We start from the raw sequence: 18,938 nt of genomic DNA, 5'->3' as shown, positions 1-18,938 counted from the left end.
ATAAAATTTAAACATTCAGCAGGAGATATTCACGCTCCCACGGACTAATTACTTCCATAAAAGTTTCAAACTCTTGTCGTTTGATTGCAGCATAAGTACTGACAAACACATCCCCTAAAATAGCACGTATCACTGTATCTTGTTCAAACAAATTGACTGCCTCAATGAGTCCACGTGGTAACTCAATATTATCAGCGTTTACATTATTTGTCGCTGGCTCATCCGGCTCAATTTTTTGTTGCAAACCAATAAGACCACACGCTAAAGAAGCCGCAAGGGCTAAATAAGGATTTGCATCTGATGAAGGAAGTCTATTCTCAACACGCCGTGCTTGAGGAGCAGAACGGGGAACTCGAAAAGCTGTAGTACGATTATCATATCCCCATCGCAAATTAACAGGAGCCGAATTATCAGGGACAAGACGTCGATAAGAATTCACATAAGGCGCAAGCATCACAAGTACCCCTGGCATATGTTTTTGCAATCCACCAATAAAATGCCGAAAACTGACACTTTCTTCACCATTCTCCTGTGTAAAAATGTTCACACCCGTTTTCTTATCAACAACCGATTGGTGAATATGCATCGCAGAACCCGGCTGCCCTTGAATGGGTTTTGCCATAAAAGTTGCATACATATCATGTTTTAGTGCTGCTTCACGAATTGTTCGTTTAAACATAAAAACTTGATCCGCTAACTCAATAGGATCACCATGACGTAAATTAATTTCAAACTGTCCTGCTCCTTCTTCATGAATGAGGGTATCAATTTCCAATCCTTGTGCCTCTGAAAAATGATAAATATCATCAATCAAATCATCAAATTCATTCACACCGGCAATGGAGTACCCCTGTCCACCACCAATTGAACGCCCAGAACGACCAACTGGTGGAACTAACGGATAATCAGGATCGGGATTTTTTTGTACCAAATAAAACTCAATTTCTGGGGAAACAACAGGGCTTAAACCCATTTTTGTGTAAAAATGAACCACCGTTCGTAAAACATTGCGTGGTGTGTAATCTACAACCTGACCATTTTGATACACAAGATCACAAATCACCTGTGCCGTAGGCGCATCTTCCCATGGAACAATGCTTAATGTAGAAAGATCAGGCTCAAGGCGTAAATCACCATCTGCTTTAGGATATTCAAAACCATGACCATCTTCAGGATAATCCCCTGAAATTGTTGCCATAAAAACTGCTGAAGGCAATGCCAATGATGTTTCCGATGTAAATTTTTTAGAAAGCATCATCTTGCCCCGTGGTACCCCTGCTTGATCAGGCGTAATACATTCAATATCCTCTACCTTACGGAAAGCAAGCCATTGTGAAACTTGTTCCCAATTGCGCACACCACGTAAACTTTTGAGAAAACGAGAGACAGGTTTAAAATTCTTACTTTTCGTTTGTTTAACATTTTTTACAGCCATAACATACCAACTTTAAAAACAATCAAGCCCTATTCTTATTGTATCAGCCCCTGCATAAACGACACGAAAAAAATTTATCAACTGATATTTTTGAAGAATACTATAAGATCCATCAAGGTAAAAGAACTTTACGCTCAAAAAGCTATCCTATCACCATAGTGAAAAAATTGATATTTCACGCGATACATCGGTGCGAACCTTCTCCTTATATAAAACAGTGAGAAATACCATAGGGAAAGTAACCTAATTCCGATTCAAATAATCATATATAAACAAACATTGGCGAGATATTTAATTTCCTTTTGGCTAAAAAACAGAATTTAAAATATCATCACAAAAACCTATGTAGAAAGTAATTTAACTGTTGATACGTATAAAGCCTATACTCCTATAGACTTTCCGCCAAATTCTTCTTTAGAAATGGGAGAGCTATACAAACCGCTAGAGTAAGCCATGAAAGCTTTAGGGGAATTAGAGATGATTGGCAAATTTTTTCCTGAAACTTGTGTAGCTTGGATCTTCCCCGCGTTCATGAATAGTTCCCAAGTCCTATTTATTTCCTGCTACGTAAGCCACCGCAAGCCATTTGTTCGCTTTTTCCCACATAATTTTACAGATGTAGAATCAATCTTATTGTGATGCGCATATCCAGAGATTACTTTATCCTCTACATTAGAACCAAAAACATGAACAATACGCAGAGGTTCCGGTAAGAAGGCCAACCGCTCAATCTCAACCTACACGAAAATGTATGTGCAAGCGAATGCTCCCCCAAATAGTCCTACCCCCCAATAACTTATTGCTACAACAATTGTGGACCAAAACGTATCAAGCAATCCCACAAGTATGCCATTGAGCATAGCTCCTAAAGTGCCAAAAGCAAAAGACAATAAGATGAACGGAAGCAACTCCCAAGAGAAAACAACAACACGGGCTGAAGAAATATCAAAGATGGTTGTAAGGATAAATTCATAAGAGAAATAAACAATCCCTGATAAAAACAAGACATAAACTACAGCAAAAACTGTGACACTCATACGCAACTGTTTTAGAGCCATATTATTCCTATCCGCTCTATACCACGCTGCTATTGTCGCAGCTGCGCTGGAAATCCCCAAAGCCACCACAGAAATAAGCATATCGAGACGCATTCCTATCGTATGCGCAGCCAAAGCTTGGACCCCATAAGCCATAATCATAAATGCAATGACAGAAGGAAAGCCTTCCGCAATAAGAATACGTATACCAATGGGTAGCCCTACTCGCAGCAATTTTATTATTCGTGAAATCTCTAACTTTGGCCTCAAATAATTAAAGCGAAAATAATGAAAAGCAGAATTGCGGGACAAAATTATTGCTACTGCAATAACAATCAAAATACGGATCAAACTGCTCGCAATTCCAGCACCAAAGACACCTAATCCGCTTGCAGAACCTATACCAAAAATAAGCAGCCAAGAGATAAGAAAATTTATAGGGATAGCTGCAAGCATAACAAAAGTTAAGGGCTTTGGATTACCAATTGCGGACAGTAATCCGCGGCTATTCACATAAAGATAAAAAAATATCACCCCTATAGCAGCGCCACGATTATATTCCTGCGCTATAGCAGCAATTGCCTCATCTTGACCAAAAAAACACAAAATATTCCTCGTATTGAGTAAAATGATCGTGCTCATCATTCCAATCAAAAGGGAAAGCCATATTCCTTGATCAAACCATGCCTTTAATGCATATCTATCTTGTCTGCGAAAGCTTTCCGCAAGTTTTGGTGCAACCGCGGTAATAATACCTAGCCCAAACAACATAACAAAACTAAACATACTCAGAGCCAACATTATACCACTCAAAGCTTGAATACCTAAATGCGCCACAAACGCTGCATCTGTGAAAGAAATCATCATCTGAGAAATAAACCCAACAGCCAGAGGCATGCCAAGAGAGAGCAATTGCTTCAGCACAACAAACATTGTGAAATATCTTTCCATATTGAAGGGCGTATTAAGCCTAGACCTTTTAAACAAAACTCATTGATTTTTTCCGTAAAATCTGTCCATCGCAAATCTTGCACAAAGAATGCATAATGAGAACGCATAAGCTTAAGAGGAGAAGCCCAGGTCTTAAAGGAAAAGCGTAATGCACCTTTATTGGTTTTTTGGACTTCATGCCATGCGTTTTTTTGTACAACATTATGCCCCCAAGCAATTACAATCGTTGATAAAATATCCTCAGCAAGCGTTTGTTCATCTGGCACATCCATTTTCAGTATTTTTAATAAAATTTTTTGAAAGACTTCTTGGTACAAAACTTGATATGCTCCCCCTAAAAAACCAATTCTTGGCAATAAAGAACTGTTGAAAAATATAAAAAACAAACGAGGGACTAGTCGTCCTGCTTGAAAATTTTGTACAACGCAATCAACTTCAAAATCAAGATGCAGATCCAAAACAATCTGAATGTCAAACGCTGTCTTTTAACTGGAGAGGACGCACACGTCCTTCAATCGATAGCCAAAATAGATCTGTGGCGGTGGACATGAAATTTTTCCATAAAGCTTGTGATTTTAGCTGACAAGCATTATGAGTTACTAAGACATCATCATTTAATGACAAATTAGAATCGATATCTACAGAAATGCCCCTGGACAGCATATACGCGCTACCTAAAAAATGCGTTTACTAACCCCAAAAGGGTAATTTTATCTTATTAAAAACAAACAATAAATTGACAAGAAGCTTTTTTAGATAAAATCTCTGCTCATTGAAACCATTTGGCTCTTTTGAGAAAAAAATCACGAGAGAAAGGTCTTTGCTTTATTATCATTCATACGCAAAAAAGTCCGAGATGCACAGGTTTCTGAAGGAAAAAACAAGGGAAATGAGAATTAAAACAGTTGTAAAAATGAAAATGGTACTACAGATGATACATCGGTGCTAACTTTTGACTAGTATAAAAGATCGACGCATCAAATTAAATATATTTTACAAATAAGCACGAACATTTTGCTCCGCACTAGGTTTTATATAGCTGCAGAATATCTCCTTTATTCGACAGCAGCTATTGCAGCGCCCCTAAAACGACCACACTTTGGAATAACCTCCTACCAAGCTACCCACTCGCAACTAAAGATTCACCATAAACCAGAAAGCACTTTATGACTAGATGCACTCCAACAAAGTACAATACCTAATAAGCAAAGCGATAAACTCCATACGAATAGTCATTTTCTTCAAAAAATAATAATTTGAGTCCGCATTCGAATCCAATCTGGCGCATTTATGATATCATAGCTCCTACATGCCGACAGCATAAATTTGTCATCTAAGGATAAATCCAATGGGATAGATATATCTCTTAATAGATACATCTCTTACAAGAATATCATACTCATAACAATTTGAACCAACGACATCCGCTAAACTAAATTCACCGCTCATATCTCGAAAAGACAAAATTTGTGGCACTCTATTCTCGTGATACTGTGCAGACCGAGCACACATCCCCAGAGCCAAGATTGTAATTAAGTTCATACCATTCCGCTCTTTTATAGAGCTAATATTTGAAAATAAATAACCATAATCTTCAGATATAATACGCCTAGATTCAATAATTACCGTAAGCTTATGTAAATCACAACCCAATTGTGACAATGCCTCATAAATTTTACGAGAGTATTCGTCATTGACCGTCACGGCATCGCAGAACGCTGTGGAAGTCGGATATCCCTCACCTAGACTGATATAAAAACTTATCTGATCCTTCAATGCGTAAATATCCTTTCCAGCCTTAGTTAAGGTGGATACTATTAACTCAGTCGAATTCAAATTAGAGCCCACATGTAAATGCACCCCATTAAGCCTAATCCTATTGGATTCTAGCAAAGATAATGCGGCACGTAACTTCGCCGCAGTCATACCAAAACGCGATCTATCCCCGTTTGCCAGTACATGGCACAATCTCAATGAGATTTTAGGTAATATGTCAAAATGGCGGGCAAGAGCGATGATGTCATGTCATTCGATAATATTATCACACTGGACATTTATATGTTTTCTAATAGATAATTCTATCTCTTCTCGAAGTTTTACAGGGATATAAAAAATGTATCTCTACCTTTAAAACCATCTTTTTGTGCTAATGATATTTCATAACCAGACGCAAATTCCAAGTCCCAGTAACATAACAAGAATGCCCCGCACGTCCATTAAAATACCCTGCTTTTTCTCGCTCTAGGCATTCATAGCCCGACCACGTAAAACAGGATACCAATTACAATATCAGACCATAAGACTGCAAGAGAAAGTTTTTTTATATTTTTATCTTTCCATTGCCTCTTAAACAAGCTAGCCTGTTCATATAAGAAGTTATATGTATAATACATATAACTTCTACAAAAGGAGGATTCATTATGTTCCGTGAAAATCTTTGGTAATACACTCGGGTGATTGGGTCACCAGTCGCCCGTCAATAATATAGTGCGCGTTAAGAAATTGGGGGAAGTAAGCTATGCAACTCGTGGATCATCCTTTTGTGAAGTTCGATCAACTCAAGCCGATTTACAACTTCACATATCCGTTATTTCGCACTATTTCAAATGAATTTTACGATTACCTAGACTTTAATAAACTAGCGCACAGTAAGCAGATTCCACAAGCGCGTACCATTTCTCTTTATTTGCATATTCCCTTTTGTGAAACCATCTGTTCCTTTTGTCCCTTTCAGAAAGGGGACTACAAGCACGTTAAACAAATCGAATCTTATATGTCAGCGCTTACCACAGAGACCAGAAACAAAGGAAATTTCATTCGCTCGCTTAGAGGGCCCATCCGCAGCATCTATATAGGGGGCGGCACACCATCGCTTTTGTCGGCAGATAATATCCGACACATCGGAAAAGTATTGCATGCCGAATTTGAGCTCTCTTCCTTAACCGAATTTACACTGGAAAGCGAACCGAAAAGCGTCACACGTGATAAACTTTATGCTGCCCGTGAGATCGGCGTTAACCGGATAAACTTCGGTGTACAGAGTTTCATTGAGCGTTTCCGATCATTGTTTAACCTCACCTCAACACGTGAACAAATCAACAATACCGTGGCTTTGTCACAAGAGATAATTGGACATGTGGGTTTCGACCTACTATATGGCATGCACAGCCAGCAAGCCGAAGAACTATTATACGATTTGAAGCAAGCCAGCGAGCTTCACCCTGAAACCATCAACCTCTATGCAATTAACAATCTGGCTATCACGTCGCAACTGCATAAGTCTTACGCACAAAAAGGGCTAAAGCCATCCAGCCTACAGCATCGACAGATGCTTCGATTATTTAGCGATATCGTTATGCGCAGCTGCGGCTATGCGCCGTGTAATGGGCATTCCTATATCAAAATTGCCAATAACACTCCTCTAACGCTCGCTAAAACGAGTTCAGCTAATTATTTCCGCTATCACAAATATTTGTATGGTTATCATGACGATTATGTGGTTGGCTTCGGGGCGTCAGCAATGTCGATTCTTGGCTCACTCGTCACACGAGCCAATCCCTATCGAAGCGGATACATTACCGACATACAACTTAAAGGCAAATCCAAAGTATACTACAATTGGGTATCAGCGGAGCAACAAGCCTCCACGGCTTTGTGTATGCGGCTACCTTATAACGGCTATGCCAAAAAAGAAAGAATTGACTGGATCGCACTCCCCTCTTTCGTATACAATAACCTACAACAGCCCATAGGTGCAGGTCTCACCGCAGAAAGTGATAACAATCTCCAGCTGACTCAACGTGGTTGGCAATGGTATTCCAACCTTATGTATTTTCTTCTACCTCAGGAAGACAGGAATATCTTGGACGACTATGTCGCAAACATGCTGAATACAACCGCCGTACTTGATGGACCAGCGGAAACCTGTGTGGCATCTTAAGGAGAAAAGAATGTTCACGCTTTTTGTCAACAAGAACATACGCTATTTTTGCCTAACCGTTAGTCTGCTCGCCTTACTCAGCGGTGCTTTGCGCACTGCCATCCCGCTATTAGCAAGACAATCTGGATATGGCGTAGTCGGAGTAAGTTGGGCGCAAGGTCTCTTTTCATTAGCGTGGCCAATTTTCGGCATCCTTGCAGGCGCTTTACTTGATCGCTGCGACAAAATAAAACTTGCCACCTCGGCTCTCCTCATCTTCACGCTACTGCATATTGTCCTGTTCGTACTGCTCATGATACAGATTGCTCCAGCCGAACAAATTTTCTTCTATGCAACCATTGCTGGATTCATCGTCGTTTCTGCCGAAGCTTATATAATGACGATTCCACCACTTATCATGGAGGGAGAGCGATTGATGACCTTCTACTCTATTGTCTTGTTTTTAGATTTCGGGGTCTCCTATTTTCTTGCCCCTGTCATAACAAGCAGCATTTTAGCGCATAGCACACTGCTATTTCTCGGCCTTTTAATCGTGCTTTTTATCACATTGATTTTTACCGCTCGCCGTGCTGTTCCGACATCGCCAACACCTGATAAAGAAAACATCACTTTCCGTTATATCATTGCCGGCTTTCATTTCATTTTTTCAAATCGGCATCTTACCTCCCTTACATTACTCACATTTTTTCTATCGGTGGTATTTGGAGCATTCCTAACCTCGTTCATCTTCTTCGTTACCGACAGTCGGTATCTGGGCCTACATAGCAGCCAATATGGCGTGATGTTTGCAGCCTACGCGCTTGGAACAATGGCAGGTGCCCTATTTGCACCGCGTATACGTTATGCACCGGTGCGCCTAGCTGTTCTCACTGACGGTTTAGGAACGGTTGTCTTGCTGCTGATTCCAGCCTTTTCAAAAAGTGCTGTCATCGTATGGAGCGTCACCTTTATCGCTGGTGTTGGAGCAAGCTTATGGTTTATTGGTGTTACCGCCTTCAGGCAGCGCCTCACACCAAAGCAACTTCTCGGGCGAGCTAATTCTGCTTTTCGAGTGATAGGCTATGCTGGAACGCCGGTCGGAAGCTTTTTGGTCGGCGTCCTTGGTTCTTTTATATCATTGCAGTTTGCTGCCATCTTTATCGCTGGACTACTATTGGTGGCTATCGCGATAACGCTTCCATTTCTTTGGCAGGCTGATCATATAGACACACCCAACCTTGCCACAAGGTAACAGCTGCTTTTTAAAAAAGACACGGTCGAAAAAGGCACACATACCCTATTACGCAATCGATTGATCTGTTCTTTGGACGAGGAAATTATCACCATAATGGCTGATAGAGACAGCGGCATTATAGAAGCAGCCAAACAAGCGCTAAAGACAAAACAGCCCCTTTACGTTGCATTGGGCGATGATCTCAACGCCCTATATAAAGAATGCAGAGAGCTTATAGCGTACGGAGCGCGATTCTTAACTAAAAACTCCGCCCTAGCAATGCCCACTTATACTTCAGTTAATCCGTCACTCGCTGGACATCAAATACCTCACCCCTTTACTGCTCCTCAAAATACATTTGCTGCATTTACACGCCGTATTCTTCCTTTGTAATTAAAAGAGCAGCCCTCCTTTCCTCATTTAGGATCTCTGCCTACACAATGCAGCAACAGATGCGACCATATATGCAATCACGCCTTAGGACCTGCATAGTAGAAAGCTTAGTTCGAAAGATTCATAAAGCCTATATCCCAATAAATTTGCCGCCCAATCCACCTTTTAAAAGGGCGACTTTATATAAACCGTTAGAGCAAGCTATGAAATCCTTAGGTGTATTAGAAATAATTGGCGGTTTTTACCTCAGACCAATGTTGATTGACTTTTACTCGTGCATATATGCAAGCGGTGCTACTCTTTTCTTAGATAGAAAAGACATAATCATTACCGTCTGACCTATTATTGTTTGAAAATAAAAAAAAGTATCAGTGCGACTGATGATATTGAAGAGCTATCTCATTATGTGGCTGTACTTAATTACGGCATTGGGAAGCTAGACACGCAATCACCCGTTTCTGCGCGCCTTCTGCATGATATTCATAAGATTTTATTATGCGATAAACGCGGTACGTCCAAAAGCCTTGGCGAATTTCGCAAAGCACAAAATTAGCTTGGCGGTAAGCAACTAAAGACAGCGTTATTCGTGCCACCCACTCCTACCACAGCCCCCCACTCTCTCTACCACCATCCCCCGCTTAGAATCGCGCCAACTCATCACAGGAGCTTCGTTAAACACCACACCAGTCTCAAGGGCGGTAAAATGCGCCTTGCCGCATTTAATCTTCAGCATTTCTTTAAGGCGCAAATCAAACTCGCTATTCGTTCCTTTTGTTTCCAGCACAAAGTAAAGCTTTTGTTCGCCATCCCGCTCTAAAAAAACCGCCCAATCAGGCGTATAAGAACCAATGGGAGTGGCTATTTTAAAACTTCTTGGCAGTTTAAAAAACAATCTGACTTCTGGATCATTTTCAAGACTTTGTGCAAACTCTTTCTCCACACTGCTTTCATAAACCACATGATCATACACACTCTTCTCACTCACAACAGCTGTACGCTCTAAATTCGCCACAAGCTCTTCACTGGTAAAAAGCTCTTGCACACTATATTCTTGCCCGACCAGCTTTAAATATTTAATGCCATCAATTGTAAGATTAACATAGGTTTTATTGAGTATTTCTTCTATGCGCTCTAAAAAAGCTTGTGGATTTTTCACAAACTCACGCTCACGACCACTCTTTGTCAAAATACCAATAATTGTCTTTGCTGTTAATTTCAGCTTTAAGGTCAAATAATGTACAATGTTCGGCAGTGCACAAAAACTATAATCAAGCGCACTCTGCTTTAATAACTGCTCTTCATAGGTCACACCAGCACTATCCAGTTCTATCTCGGCTGTCTGATAAACCAAATGCGCGGGCGCAACTGGCGCCATTTTTTCCACTGCATCCACTGCTTTGGCAACAAACTCTGTGCGATCAAGCTTTGCACGATAAGTGGTCTTTTTATTGATCTTCTCCCACAAGGCCAAAAACTCTGGTGAAGCCACTGTTTGCTTTTTAAGCTTAACCCGCACCTCGCGCGTAGCATTACGAATAATCGGCATGGCTTGGCTCGCTTCTAGCGCCTGCAGCACAGCCTGCTTTTGCCCTTTACTAAAACGTTCACTTAAATCCAACGTCCCAGTCGCCCATTGCGCTTTTAATGTATCTGTGATTTTTCCTGCTGATGTAAGCAAAGCTTTTTCACGTAACTCAACCAATATATCAGCAGCCTCTTGCGAAGACAGAATCTTTGTTTCCGTCACAGCTGTCATATAAATCAGATCTTGCAGCATCTCAACATTAATAAGCGCGCCCGCATTAGTTTTTTTCACAATTTCTTGACGCAATTCGCGTGGCATTTCCTCCGCCCCTATAGCATCAAATTCGCTCGCTACTAAATCTTGATCTACTTTAACGACACCCGCCTCATCAATAAAATCTTTTGCAACAAGTATTTTAACAATTTTTTGTGCTTGCGATACTTCCACTTTAGCGGCCACATATTTTACATCTTCATAAATACGGCCAACCAACTGCTCCATCTGCAATGTACCAAGTTTATAACCAATATCCGCTTCTAATTCTTTTTGCAATGTACTCACAAACTCAGCAAAGCTTTCATTCACCATGACATGCAGCACATTTATATCTTTATCTTCTACCTGTTCACCTTGTTGATTTACGCACAAGCGCAAACCGCGACCAATCTTTTGCCGTGCGGTAAAATTCGATTTTTGCTCAATCAACATACACACTTGAAACACATTCGGATTATCCCAGCCTTCTCTCAAAGCCGAATGTGAAAAGATAAAACGCAAGGGGCATGCAAAAGATAATAACCACTCCTTATCACGCATAATCGTGTTATAAGTGTCATCATCAGCTTGGCTGTCGCCCTTTGTATCCTTATACACGCCTTTCTTGTCTTGCGAGAAATAACCGCCGTGCACATTTCGAACATTTTGCGCAAACTTAGCTCACAAGGAGGCATATTTCTTTTTCGCCAACAGCTCTTCATAACATTCTTCAAACATACGCTCATAAAGTGCTGGCTCTTCATCAGAGCTACGATATTTAGCCACCTCATCAATAAAAAAAAGTGATAAAACTTTAATCCCTAAAGGCGCAAGCCGCAATTCTTTATCTAAATGTGTTTCTATAGTGCGATAAATTTGCGCGCGTTTAAGCTCTATTGTATTTACATCACCAAGTGCGTGGCCAAATTTGACAACTTCAGTATCAGAAAACTCAACAGCTTCATCCCCCGCCATGCAATTGATACCCGAAACAATATAACCCCTATAAAGCTCACGCCCGCCCGTAACGCGATACAGATCATCGCCTTGTCTCACTGTAACTGTTTTGCGGCTCACAGTGCCATTCTTTCCCGCAATATCCAACTCTAAGCGCGCCTTAAAGCCATGTTTGTGTGATACGGATTTCAAGGCAATATAGGGACGGTTAAAATCTTGCTCTATCTGATTAGAAGAGACACAAATTTGCTTTACCAGTCCTTTTTGATAAGCATCAACAGGTGTTAAACGATATAAAAGATTAATCTCCTCTTTATGCGTGGCACTATAGCGGAAAACACAAAGCGGGTTAAGGCTCGCAATAGCCTCTTTCGCTTTTGCTGTACTATCCACCGATTGCGGTTCATCTATGATCACAATCGGATTTGTATCTTGGATATAGCGCATAGCACTTTCGCCATTCAGTCTATCTTGCGGAAGGTTGATAATATTTTCTGCTTTTTTAAATGCATCAATATTGATAATCATAATTTCAATATTGGTAGAGCTTGCAAATTGGCGAATTTGCGAAAGATCTTTTGAATTATAAATAAAATAACGATAGGGCAGATTATCAAACTCTGCTTGAAAATGCTCCCTTGTTACCTGAAGTGATTTATACACCCCTTCGCGAATAGCAACACTTGGTACGACGATAATAAATTTGGTAAAGCCATAGCGTTGATTTAACTCAAAAATCGTCTTGCTATAGACATAAGTTTTGCCTGTTCCCGTTTCCATCTCAATAGAAAACTGCTTTTGCTCTAGCGTCTTACTCGCCAAGAGTTTATTGTTCTGTTGCACCTCTTGTAAATTTGCTAATATGCTTTCATCACTGATCAATAATTGATTACCATAACCAAATTCATTTAGCGCTAATTGTCCTTGTTCTGAACACAAGAAAATAGAAGAATCTCGTCGTGGTTGGCCTTTAAATAAATCAATGACGCTTTTAACGGCATCATTTTGAAATTCTTGTTGTTTAAATTTAAGTTTCATATCGCCGCCCCAAGATTCCCATCTTCAATCTCATGGAGGATAATAGAAAGGAGGACACTAGAAAGTTACATGATAGCATATTTTTAGGCTCCCATATGCGCGTGGACAGTAGCACACCCTCCCCCCAATTAGTGCAGAAATGACGTCGCTCTTGGTACTGGACGCGTTACGTCGGTGCTAACCTTCTCTTATTTTTTGCAGAACAGAAAGGCGTATCAGGCTCTCTAGCCATACTTAGAGTATGCAAAGTTATTCATCACTCTAAAACACTTTAAGCGCGCAGTTTTATGTTTTGTATTAAAGGATTTTTGCTTTCAAAATATACGAACAACATCACACAAAGTAGAATAAACAAGCTGCCCCCAACATTAAACCAAACCTTCTCTGTAACCATCACTGTTGCACCGAAACAATTAACAATAGCGTGGACAAAAAAAGGCGCACACGCATAAAATTTAGAGCGCGTAACAACACCACGATACGCCAAGCATGTATTGAAAATATGCATGAGTATAACGCTCATTAAAGCACACAAAAAAATACTCGCTTGCGTCCAGGAATAAAAAATTACATACTCACTGGCTAATAACCTAGATCGAATAGGCCAGCCATTATAAACAAGGAAAGGTCCTAGCGCCTTATAAACTAATTCGCATAAACCCCAGCCTATGCCAATATTCAGCGGCAAACGCCACAACAAACTAGGCGAGCACCGATAAAACTTAGTAACTAACCAACGACGCATGGCTTCTTCTGCTACAACAAAAAAAACCGTAAATGTTAAAAATAAAAAAACAAGCGCCAGCCCCTGCTCTGCACGACTCTTGGTTTCAACAATACTCATCATATAAAGCGTTTTTATTACAGATTGCTCCCAAAAAGCAATAAGCCCGAAAACAATGCAGCTAGCAACAAACCATCCCACAGCACCAGCGACAACCAATTTGAACTTCAGAAAATGATGAAGCACACATAGAAGAAAAACAACGCCAAGCACTTGCAGTAAACGTAAGGCATCAAGTTTATGTTCTGTTTCCGAGTAACGCCATACTAACAGAACAATCACCCCAAAAACTATGCCGCTCAACAGCACATTTATCCAACTAAACGTAGAGCGAAAAAAATTATAAATGACAACACCATAAATAAGGCCTGCGAGAAGCGAAGTAATAAATAAAACCAACATTATTATGCCCCCTCATTTACTACAGCGTAACTGCTATTTTTCTTCATGGATAATCTGTCTTGCACAAAATCATAAATTTGCCGCATAAGAGCAAACATAAGAATAGTAGCGATTGTATAATGCCCAATTGCAAGAAGTTCTGGCTCAGCGGCCTGCCATGAAAAGCGCGCCCAAGCCGCCAAGCATTGTAAAAGCAGGATAAGAACAAAAAAACGCCATTTCTTGTCAAGGCAAACCACAAGCATTAAGAAAGTTGATAAAAGATTCAGACCTATAATAAACGCATAATATATTACCGTCTCAAGTAAAGAAAGTAAGGCGTCCCTATCAAGACTAAAGGCCCCTTTTAGGATTTTCACAGCTTCTGGTAGAGATGTAAGCAGTGCAAGCCCTATAGCAGCCCCCCAAATCCCCATTCCCACGCCCAGTCCTGCCTCTACACCATTGCCATTATCTTCTGCCACCCAATGAGAGAGCAAAAAAAACTGCATAATCGCCATGCCTATAGGGAATAGACCAACAGCAAAAACAATATTAGGCGTACTATAAGCAGAAAAATCTAAAATCAAACTGCCTATCATACGCATAAAGCCGTATAGAAAAAAAATCAAAAGCACATAACAACCAGCGCTTGACCCAATAATTGCCTTCGTGCCTTTAAACGTTTTAACCAAAGAGAGTAACCAGCGGTACCCCAATATAAGCGAAAGCGCCAAAACATAATAAGGAAAATAACTCACAGCGCCATAAACATAAAGAAAAACAAGACACAAAACAACGAGCAAGAAAACCAAATGTTCAACCAATGTTTTTTTCTTCATCAAAGGAAAAATAATCAGCACCAGACAAAAAACGGCGCCGATAACAGATAATGTCAATTTGTCAAGCATTATTGCAAGCCTCAAAAATAGAATTTATTAATATTGCATAGCCTGAAGAAATGTCAAACATAAACAAAAGACCAACCGCAAAATGAATTACAAAAGGCAGATAGAAATAGACCTTGCGCTTATCTTGGAAACCAAGATACATAAAACGCGTATTTACAACATGCATCAATACAATCATGCCCGCGGCAATAAGATAGCTGATCGCTTGTGGACAAGATTCAAATGCGGACATAGCCCACCATTTGTGGCGCCCTATCAACACGGTAATTCAAGTAAAGAAAAAGAGCTGGGAGGGTCTTATAGCATAAGTCTAGAACACCCCAGCCCAGCCCGAAATAAAGGACCTCACGCGCAGCTAATTCTGGCTTATATACGCGAAGCAACCACAAACGCAAAAGCTCCGCAGTTAAAACTGATATCAAAAGGATAAAAAAGGGATAGTTTGCAGCAACCAAACTCATGTAATGCACCACCTGCTGCTGGCTATTATTAGCAGCAGACAAAGCAGGCAATGGCAACAAAGAACTCAAATATATAAAACCTGCCCCAATACACAAGGTAGCAACTGCACCACAGAACCCAAGAACTAAATATTTATATAAGTAGTGCTCGTGCAGAATTAAAAGAATGCCAAGATAACATACCAAAAGCAAAGATAAGTCTGGAAGCCCACGTTCACTATGTGGATAAGCGAAGATGATAGCGCAGGAAAGGCCAGCTAGCCCCCCCCAAAATGACGCGCTCGCCCAACAAGCCATTGTTTTTAAGGAGACGAGTGCTGGAACTTATCCCAAAACTAAGCAGCATTCCAAAAATTAAGTCAGACATATAATTTCCTTAAAGCGCCTTGCCCTCCCAAGCATACCAAGATATTATTGCGGGAGAAAAACTCCCTGCTAAGAGGCTGATAGCGTACCCCTTAGCAAGGCCTTTACCTTGTTAAAAAAGCCAGGTCAAACAACAATTTCACCACTTAGAGCGAACACAATCCCAACCAGCTTTAGCAATACTCGCGGATGCACCACGGGACCCCGCCTACTATTGCTCCAGAAACTGCCCCTCCTAGGTTGGCTGCTCTAGGCTGTTAGGATAAACCCAAAGAACTATAGCCTCCTGTCTTCTCACTCAGTTTTCCTTTTAAACGGGTTAATCACGCTAAGCTTCACATTCTTTGATTTAATGTAACGCGCGTACACATAAACAACATACAGCAAACAAATCCACCTTATAACCATTCTATAGTCATCATCTGTATGAACAAACGCTACATAATAAGAAACAAAGAGGCTAAAAAACAGCTCTGCAAGAACATCAAGGACCAACCAATAATATTTCTTTGTAGTAACAAAGAGAACCATCAAAAATGTCAAAAAAACTTGGCCCGTTAGAATAGCAAAACCAAACACCGCATAATCAAACATTTTTTTCACTGCCTCCCCGTTTGCAAAACCTATCTGTTGATAGATTTCTCGAAGGTCTGATAAAAGCAATGATGATACAAAAAAGACGCCTATGGCAAACCCACAGCCAATGCAAATGCTTAAATCTAGCACTGACATAGATTTTTCCTTCAAAGCTTTAGCAATTAGGACATAGCGAGCCCCCCCTATCATCAACGGAATAATGAAAAGCAGATAAATATAGCTCGAAAGCTGCAGATCAAAAAAATCTAACAGAAGGTCATCACTCATAACAATAAAACCAGCTGCGATGAAAAAAATGGGGCAACTTGCGATAATGGCCAAACTAAAGCATTTTATATTGTTTACTATATTGGGTATAAATTCAATGCAAAAAGAAAGAAAGAACATAATTATAGCAACATGAGGAGATGTTATCGGCACACCGCCTATATCCTCAAAGACATACATGAGGGGAGGAACAACCAATGCCGCCACTATGAATGTAACCATGTTCTCCCTGCCTAACATGCTTTTTCCATTAATAGCAATAGTTTTGAGGAATAGATACAACATGCCAAACCACAGACAAAAATAAACGAGCACTAAACCAAACGCGCCCATAGCTCCTCCTGTACAATATTTCAAACATAAAGGTGGCACCTTTTACAGTACCACCGTTCTAGGCTTTAGGATAACCCAAAGAACTACATCAAAAGTGCATCAACATCCCACCACCTGAATTAGCAAAAGATTGACCCAAAAACTGTGTGCCACACTGGGCAGCAGCCATACCATAACCAAGATAACCGCCTATGGTGTCTCCGAATTCATTGCCTACAGCTTGCCCAAAGCTTGCTACGCCCACGCCAGCCATAGGATTACGCCCCGCTGCCCATCCTATGACGAAACCACCCGCAAGGCCAACCTTACCACCATACTTGCTACCAAACACAGTACCAGAGTTATATTTGCTACTAAAATTATCGGCACTGCAATAATCGTACGAACTACTTGAAAATCTCATTTATTTTCTCCAATTTAGTGTATAGATAAACTCCCCCAAGGTTACTTATGTCCCCGCGCCAAAATGGCCTACCCATAATCAACCACCGAAACACCGCTGGAGATATGAATGCACTTTCATGCAAATTCATATTTATAATATATAGTTGACAAAACCAAGGGAATTGCGTCAAAAATATGGCATATTTTAGTAAATTTATGCTTACTTATTTTATGTGTTCAAACTTAATGGTTTGTATTATGAGCAATAATAATGAAAGTCAAATAAGATTCTTTTGGTTTACAAAATATACTAAAAGTATACAAATATACTGATAGAGATATTTATTGTGGCAATTGCAATCAGAATCATAGATTTAGTTAACCCGTTTATATTTCAAGCGATTATTGATCGTATCATTCCGTTTTGAGCAAAATTTGAGGAAAATCATCCGCGCAAGGTCTCTGCTCCATGACGGCTCAAACGCAAAAAAGCCTGCCAAGCACGGCTTTTAACCGCCTCACAAAACGCCAAAAATAAGAATTAGAAAAGTTGTAACAAGATAAATGGTACTGCAAGCGATACATCGGTTCGAACGTTCTCTTTAAAAACACACCGTAATTACAAGCGGCTTCAAAAAACAGCCTTACTAATATAATATTAGCTAGAGGGTTACATGTATATCGCAATAATAATGCACTCATTCCCGCAAGAATGCTCCACATATTATGGCGTAGACTGTACAAACTCTGCCGCTCTTGCATACTCAGGCGTAAGGCCACTTAGTCGTATAGCAGCCGCAGTTTCAACGTAAAATAGCGGACGCTTCTGTATCATAATACTTGACAGAAGCATCAACAGCTAAGGATATAGGAACTAATTTGGATTCTTTCGAAATGCTATATATAAATTTAATGTGCCGCCCCAAAACACACCATCAGTGAACCCACTTAAAAGACCAAAAAGAAGATTAAAATCAAATGCATATTTCAAATCAGGTTCAATCTTGAGAAAAACAATCAATGTGAATTTGATGACAAAAGCGATAAGAATAAATATCAGCGTCAACGGCGTACCAGGCAGAATAATGAAATCCGTTCCTTCTTTGATTTTTAAACGCGCAGTAGCACGCCAGAGCAACCAGCCAACGCCAACGCCGATCATCAGCCCTGCCAACATTGAGACTGCTCCCCAGCGCAGGAACGCCAGCTCTTTAATCACATCGCTTGCGCCCAAAAAAAGAAAGACTAACGGCAATAGAAAAAGGCGGTTAACCTTCATTTCCCTATCTTTCAATGCGATTATTCCCCTCGCAATGAGAAAAATGAGCAAAATCCAGGCCCATAAAGGGGTTCCAGTCAGAATGTTAAACAATGACATATTATGCTCCATGATGTTTGATGCGATAAAAATATCGCATCATGTTAGAAAAAAAGGATACCAACACAAGCTAAACCCATATTGATCCACCAAAGCTGGGGAGTCCCTTCAAAAAAACATTGGGCAGCCCATTAGCAAAAAATATGATAACCCAAATCCATGTAATATATTTATTGATGAGATACAACATAATATGTCTACGTTTTTCCTCACCAACACCAGCACTGGCATAAAAAATAGTAAAGGGTTTCTTTAGTAAAAAGCTAATCAATTTTATCTTCACCCGCTATTATACTCATCACTGCATTTCCCCTTATGCTCAGTATAGAAGA

The 18,938-nt window shown here is 40.3% G+C and carries 18 protein-coding genes; 4 read left to right on the top strand and 14 right to left on the bottom strand.

The annotated features are described in order from the left end of the window. Positions 1 to 7 precede the first annotated feature (7 nt). From ACFIJL_RS06170 to ACFIJL_RS06150, 5 genes are all read right to left on the bottom strand, one after another. On the bottom strand, positions 8 to 1,435 hold the full coding sequence (locus ACFIJL_RS06170; RefSeq protein ID WP_375623514.1) for a glutamine synthetase family protein: 1,428 nt from the start codon (positions 1,433 to 1,435) through the stop codon (positions 8 to 10). Between the two features lie 737 nt (positions 1,436 to 2,172). Beyond that, positions 2,173 to 3,405: an MATE family efflux transporter gene (locus ACFIJL_RS06165; RefSeq protein ID WP_375623512.1), complete on the bottom strand. Its 1,233-nt coding sequence runs from the start codon at positions 3,403 to 3,405 to the stop codon at positions 2,173 to 2,175. Further along, a complete protein-coding gene (locus ACFIJL_RS06160; protein WP_375623510.1) occupies positions 3,390 to 3,881 on the bottom strand; it encodes a hypothetical protein in 492 nt (163 codons plus the stop codon). The genes ACFIJL_RS06165 and ACFIJL_RS06160 overlap by 16 nt, the downstream gene beginning before the upstream one ends. Before the next feature lie 13 nt (positions 3,882 to 3,894). Continuing rightward, positions 3,895 to 4,086: a hypothetical protein gene (locus ACFIJL_RS06155; RefSeq protein WP_375623508.1), complete on the bottom strand. Its 192-nt coding sequence runs from the start codon at positions 4,084 to 4,086 to the stop codon at positions 3,895 to 3,897. 666 nt (positions 4,087 to 4,752) lie between these two features. Beyond that, the gene (locus ACFIJL_RS06150) at positions 4,753 to 5,397 is read right to left on the bottom strand and encodes a hypothetical protein (protein WP_375623506.1); all 645 of its coding nucleotides are present in this window, start codon (positions 5,395 to 5,397) and stop codon (positions 4,753 to 4,755) included. Positions 5,398 to 5,941: 544 nt separating this feature from the next. Here ACFIJL_RS06150 and ACFIJL_RS06145 point away from each other — a divergent pair. The 4 genes from ACFIJL_RS06145 to ACFIJL_RS06130 all read left to right on the top strand — a co-directional run bounded on the left by ACFIJL_RS06145 (position 5,942) and on the right by ACFIJL_RS06130 (position 9,522). Beyond that, positions 5,942 to 7,363, top strand: a complete 1,422-nt coding sequence (locus ACFIJL_RS06145) for a coproporphyrinogen-III oxidase family protein (protein ID WP_375623504.1) — start codon at positions 5,942 to 5,944, stop codon at positions 7,361 to 7,363. A 10-nt stretch (positions 7,364 to 7,373) separates the two neighbouring features. Further along, entirely contained in the window at positions 7,374 to 8,594 is a 1,221-nt protein-coding gene (locus ACFIJL_RS06140) for an MFS transporter (RefSeq protein WP_375623502.1), read from the top strand. Between the two features lie 3 nt (positions 8,595 to 8,597). Further along, positions 8,598 to 8,969: a DNA-processing protein DprA gene (locus tag ACFIJL_RS06135; protein WP_375623582.1), complete on the top strand. Its 372-nt coding sequence runs from the start codon at positions 8,598 to 8,600 to the stop codon at positions 8,967 to 8,969. A 406-nt stretch (positions 8,970 to 9,375) separates the two neighbouring features. Beyond that, entirely contained in the window at positions 9,376 to 9,522 is a 147-nt protein-coding gene (locus tag ACFIJL_RS06130) for a hypothetical protein (protein ID WP_375623500.1), read from the top strand. Between the two features lie 27 nt (positions 9,523 to 9,549). On the opposite strand, the gene ACFIJL_RS06125 is transcribed toward ACFIJL_RS06130, so the two are convergent. The 9 genes from ACFIJL_RS06125 to ACFIJL_RS06085 all read right to left on the bottom strand — a co-directional run bounded on the left by ACFIJL_RS06125 (position 9,550) and on the right by ACFIJL_RS06085 (position 18,606). Then, positions 9,550 to 11,367: a hypothetical protein gene (locus ACFIJL_RS06125; protein ID WP_375623498.1), complete on the bottom strand. Its 1,818-nt coding sequence runs from the start codon at positions 11,365 to 11,367 to the stop codon at positions 9,550 to 9,552. A 63-nt stretch (positions 11,368 to 11,430) separates the two neighbouring features. Next, positions 11,431 to 12,744, bottom strand: coding sequence for a DEAD/DEAH box helicase family protein (locus ACFIJL_RS06120; protein WP_375623496.1), 1,314 nt, complete (start codon positions 12,742 to 12,744; stop codon positions 11,431 to 11,433). A gap of 271 nt (positions 12,745 to 13,015) precedes the next feature. Beyond that, the gene (locus tag ACFIJL_RS06115) at positions 13,016 to 13,930 is read right to left on the bottom strand and encodes a hypothetical protein (protein ID WP_375623494.1); all 915 of its coding nucleotides are present in this window, start codon (positions 13,928 to 13,930) and stop codon (positions 13,016 to 13,018) included. Positions 13,931 to 13,932: 2 nt separating this feature from the next. Next, the gene (locus ACFIJL_RS06110) at positions 13,933 to 14,820 is read right to left on the bottom strand and encodes a hypothetical protein (RefSeq protein WP_375623492.1); all 888 of its coding nucleotides are present in this window, start codon (positions 14,818 to 14,820) and stop codon (positions 13,933 to 13,935) included. Beyond that, a complete protein-coding gene (locus tag ACFIJL_RS06105; RefSeq protein ID WP_375623490.1) occupies positions 14,813 to 15,052 on the bottom strand; it encodes a hypothetical protein in 240 nt (79 codons plus the stop codon). The genes ACFIJL_RS06110 and ACFIJL_RS06105 overlap by 8 nt, the downstream gene beginning before the upstream one ends. Then, positions 15,039 to 15,350 carry a hypothetical protein gene (locus ACFIJL_RS06100; protein WP_375623488.1) on the bottom strand — a complete coding sequence of 104 codons (312 nt, stop codon included), beginning with the start codon at positions 15,348 to 15,350 and terminating at the stop codon, positions 15,039 to 15,041. The genes ACFIJL_RS06105 and ACFIJL_RS06100 overlap by 14 nt, the downstream gene beginning before the upstream one ends. Before the next feature lie 591 nt (positions 15,351 to 15,941). Next, positions 15,942 to 16,733: a hypothetical protein gene (locus ACFIJL_RS06095; protein ID WP_375623486.1), complete on the bottom strand. Its 792-nt coding sequence runs from the start codon at positions 16,731 to 16,733 to the stop codon at positions 15,942 to 15,944. 199 nt (positions 16,734 to 16,932) lie between these two features. Next, positions 16,933 to 17,247 carry a hypothetical protein gene (locus tag ACFIJL_RS06090; RefSeq protein WP_375623484.1) on the bottom strand — a complete coding sequence of 105 codons (315 nt, stop codon included), beginning with the start codon at positions 17,245 to 17,247 and terminating at the stop codon, positions 16,933 to 16,935. 855 nt (positions 17,248 to 18,102) lie between these two features. Continuing rightward, entirely contained in the window at positions 18,103 to 18,606 is a 504-nt protein-coding gene (locus ACFIJL_RS06085) for a DUF6622 family protein (protein ID WP_375623482.1), read from the bottom strand. Between the last annotated feature and the right edge of the window lie 332 nt (positions 18,607 to 18,938).

The organism is Bartonella sp. TT119HLJHH, assembly GCF_042193385.1.
In the GTDB taxonomy this organism is placed as follows: Bacteria; Pseudomonadota; Alphaproteobacteria; order Rhizobiales; family Rhizobiaceae; genus Bartonella.
The sequence above is the reverse complement of the archived record's forward strand: the minus strand, read 5'-3'. Positions and strand labels throughout refer to the sequence as shown.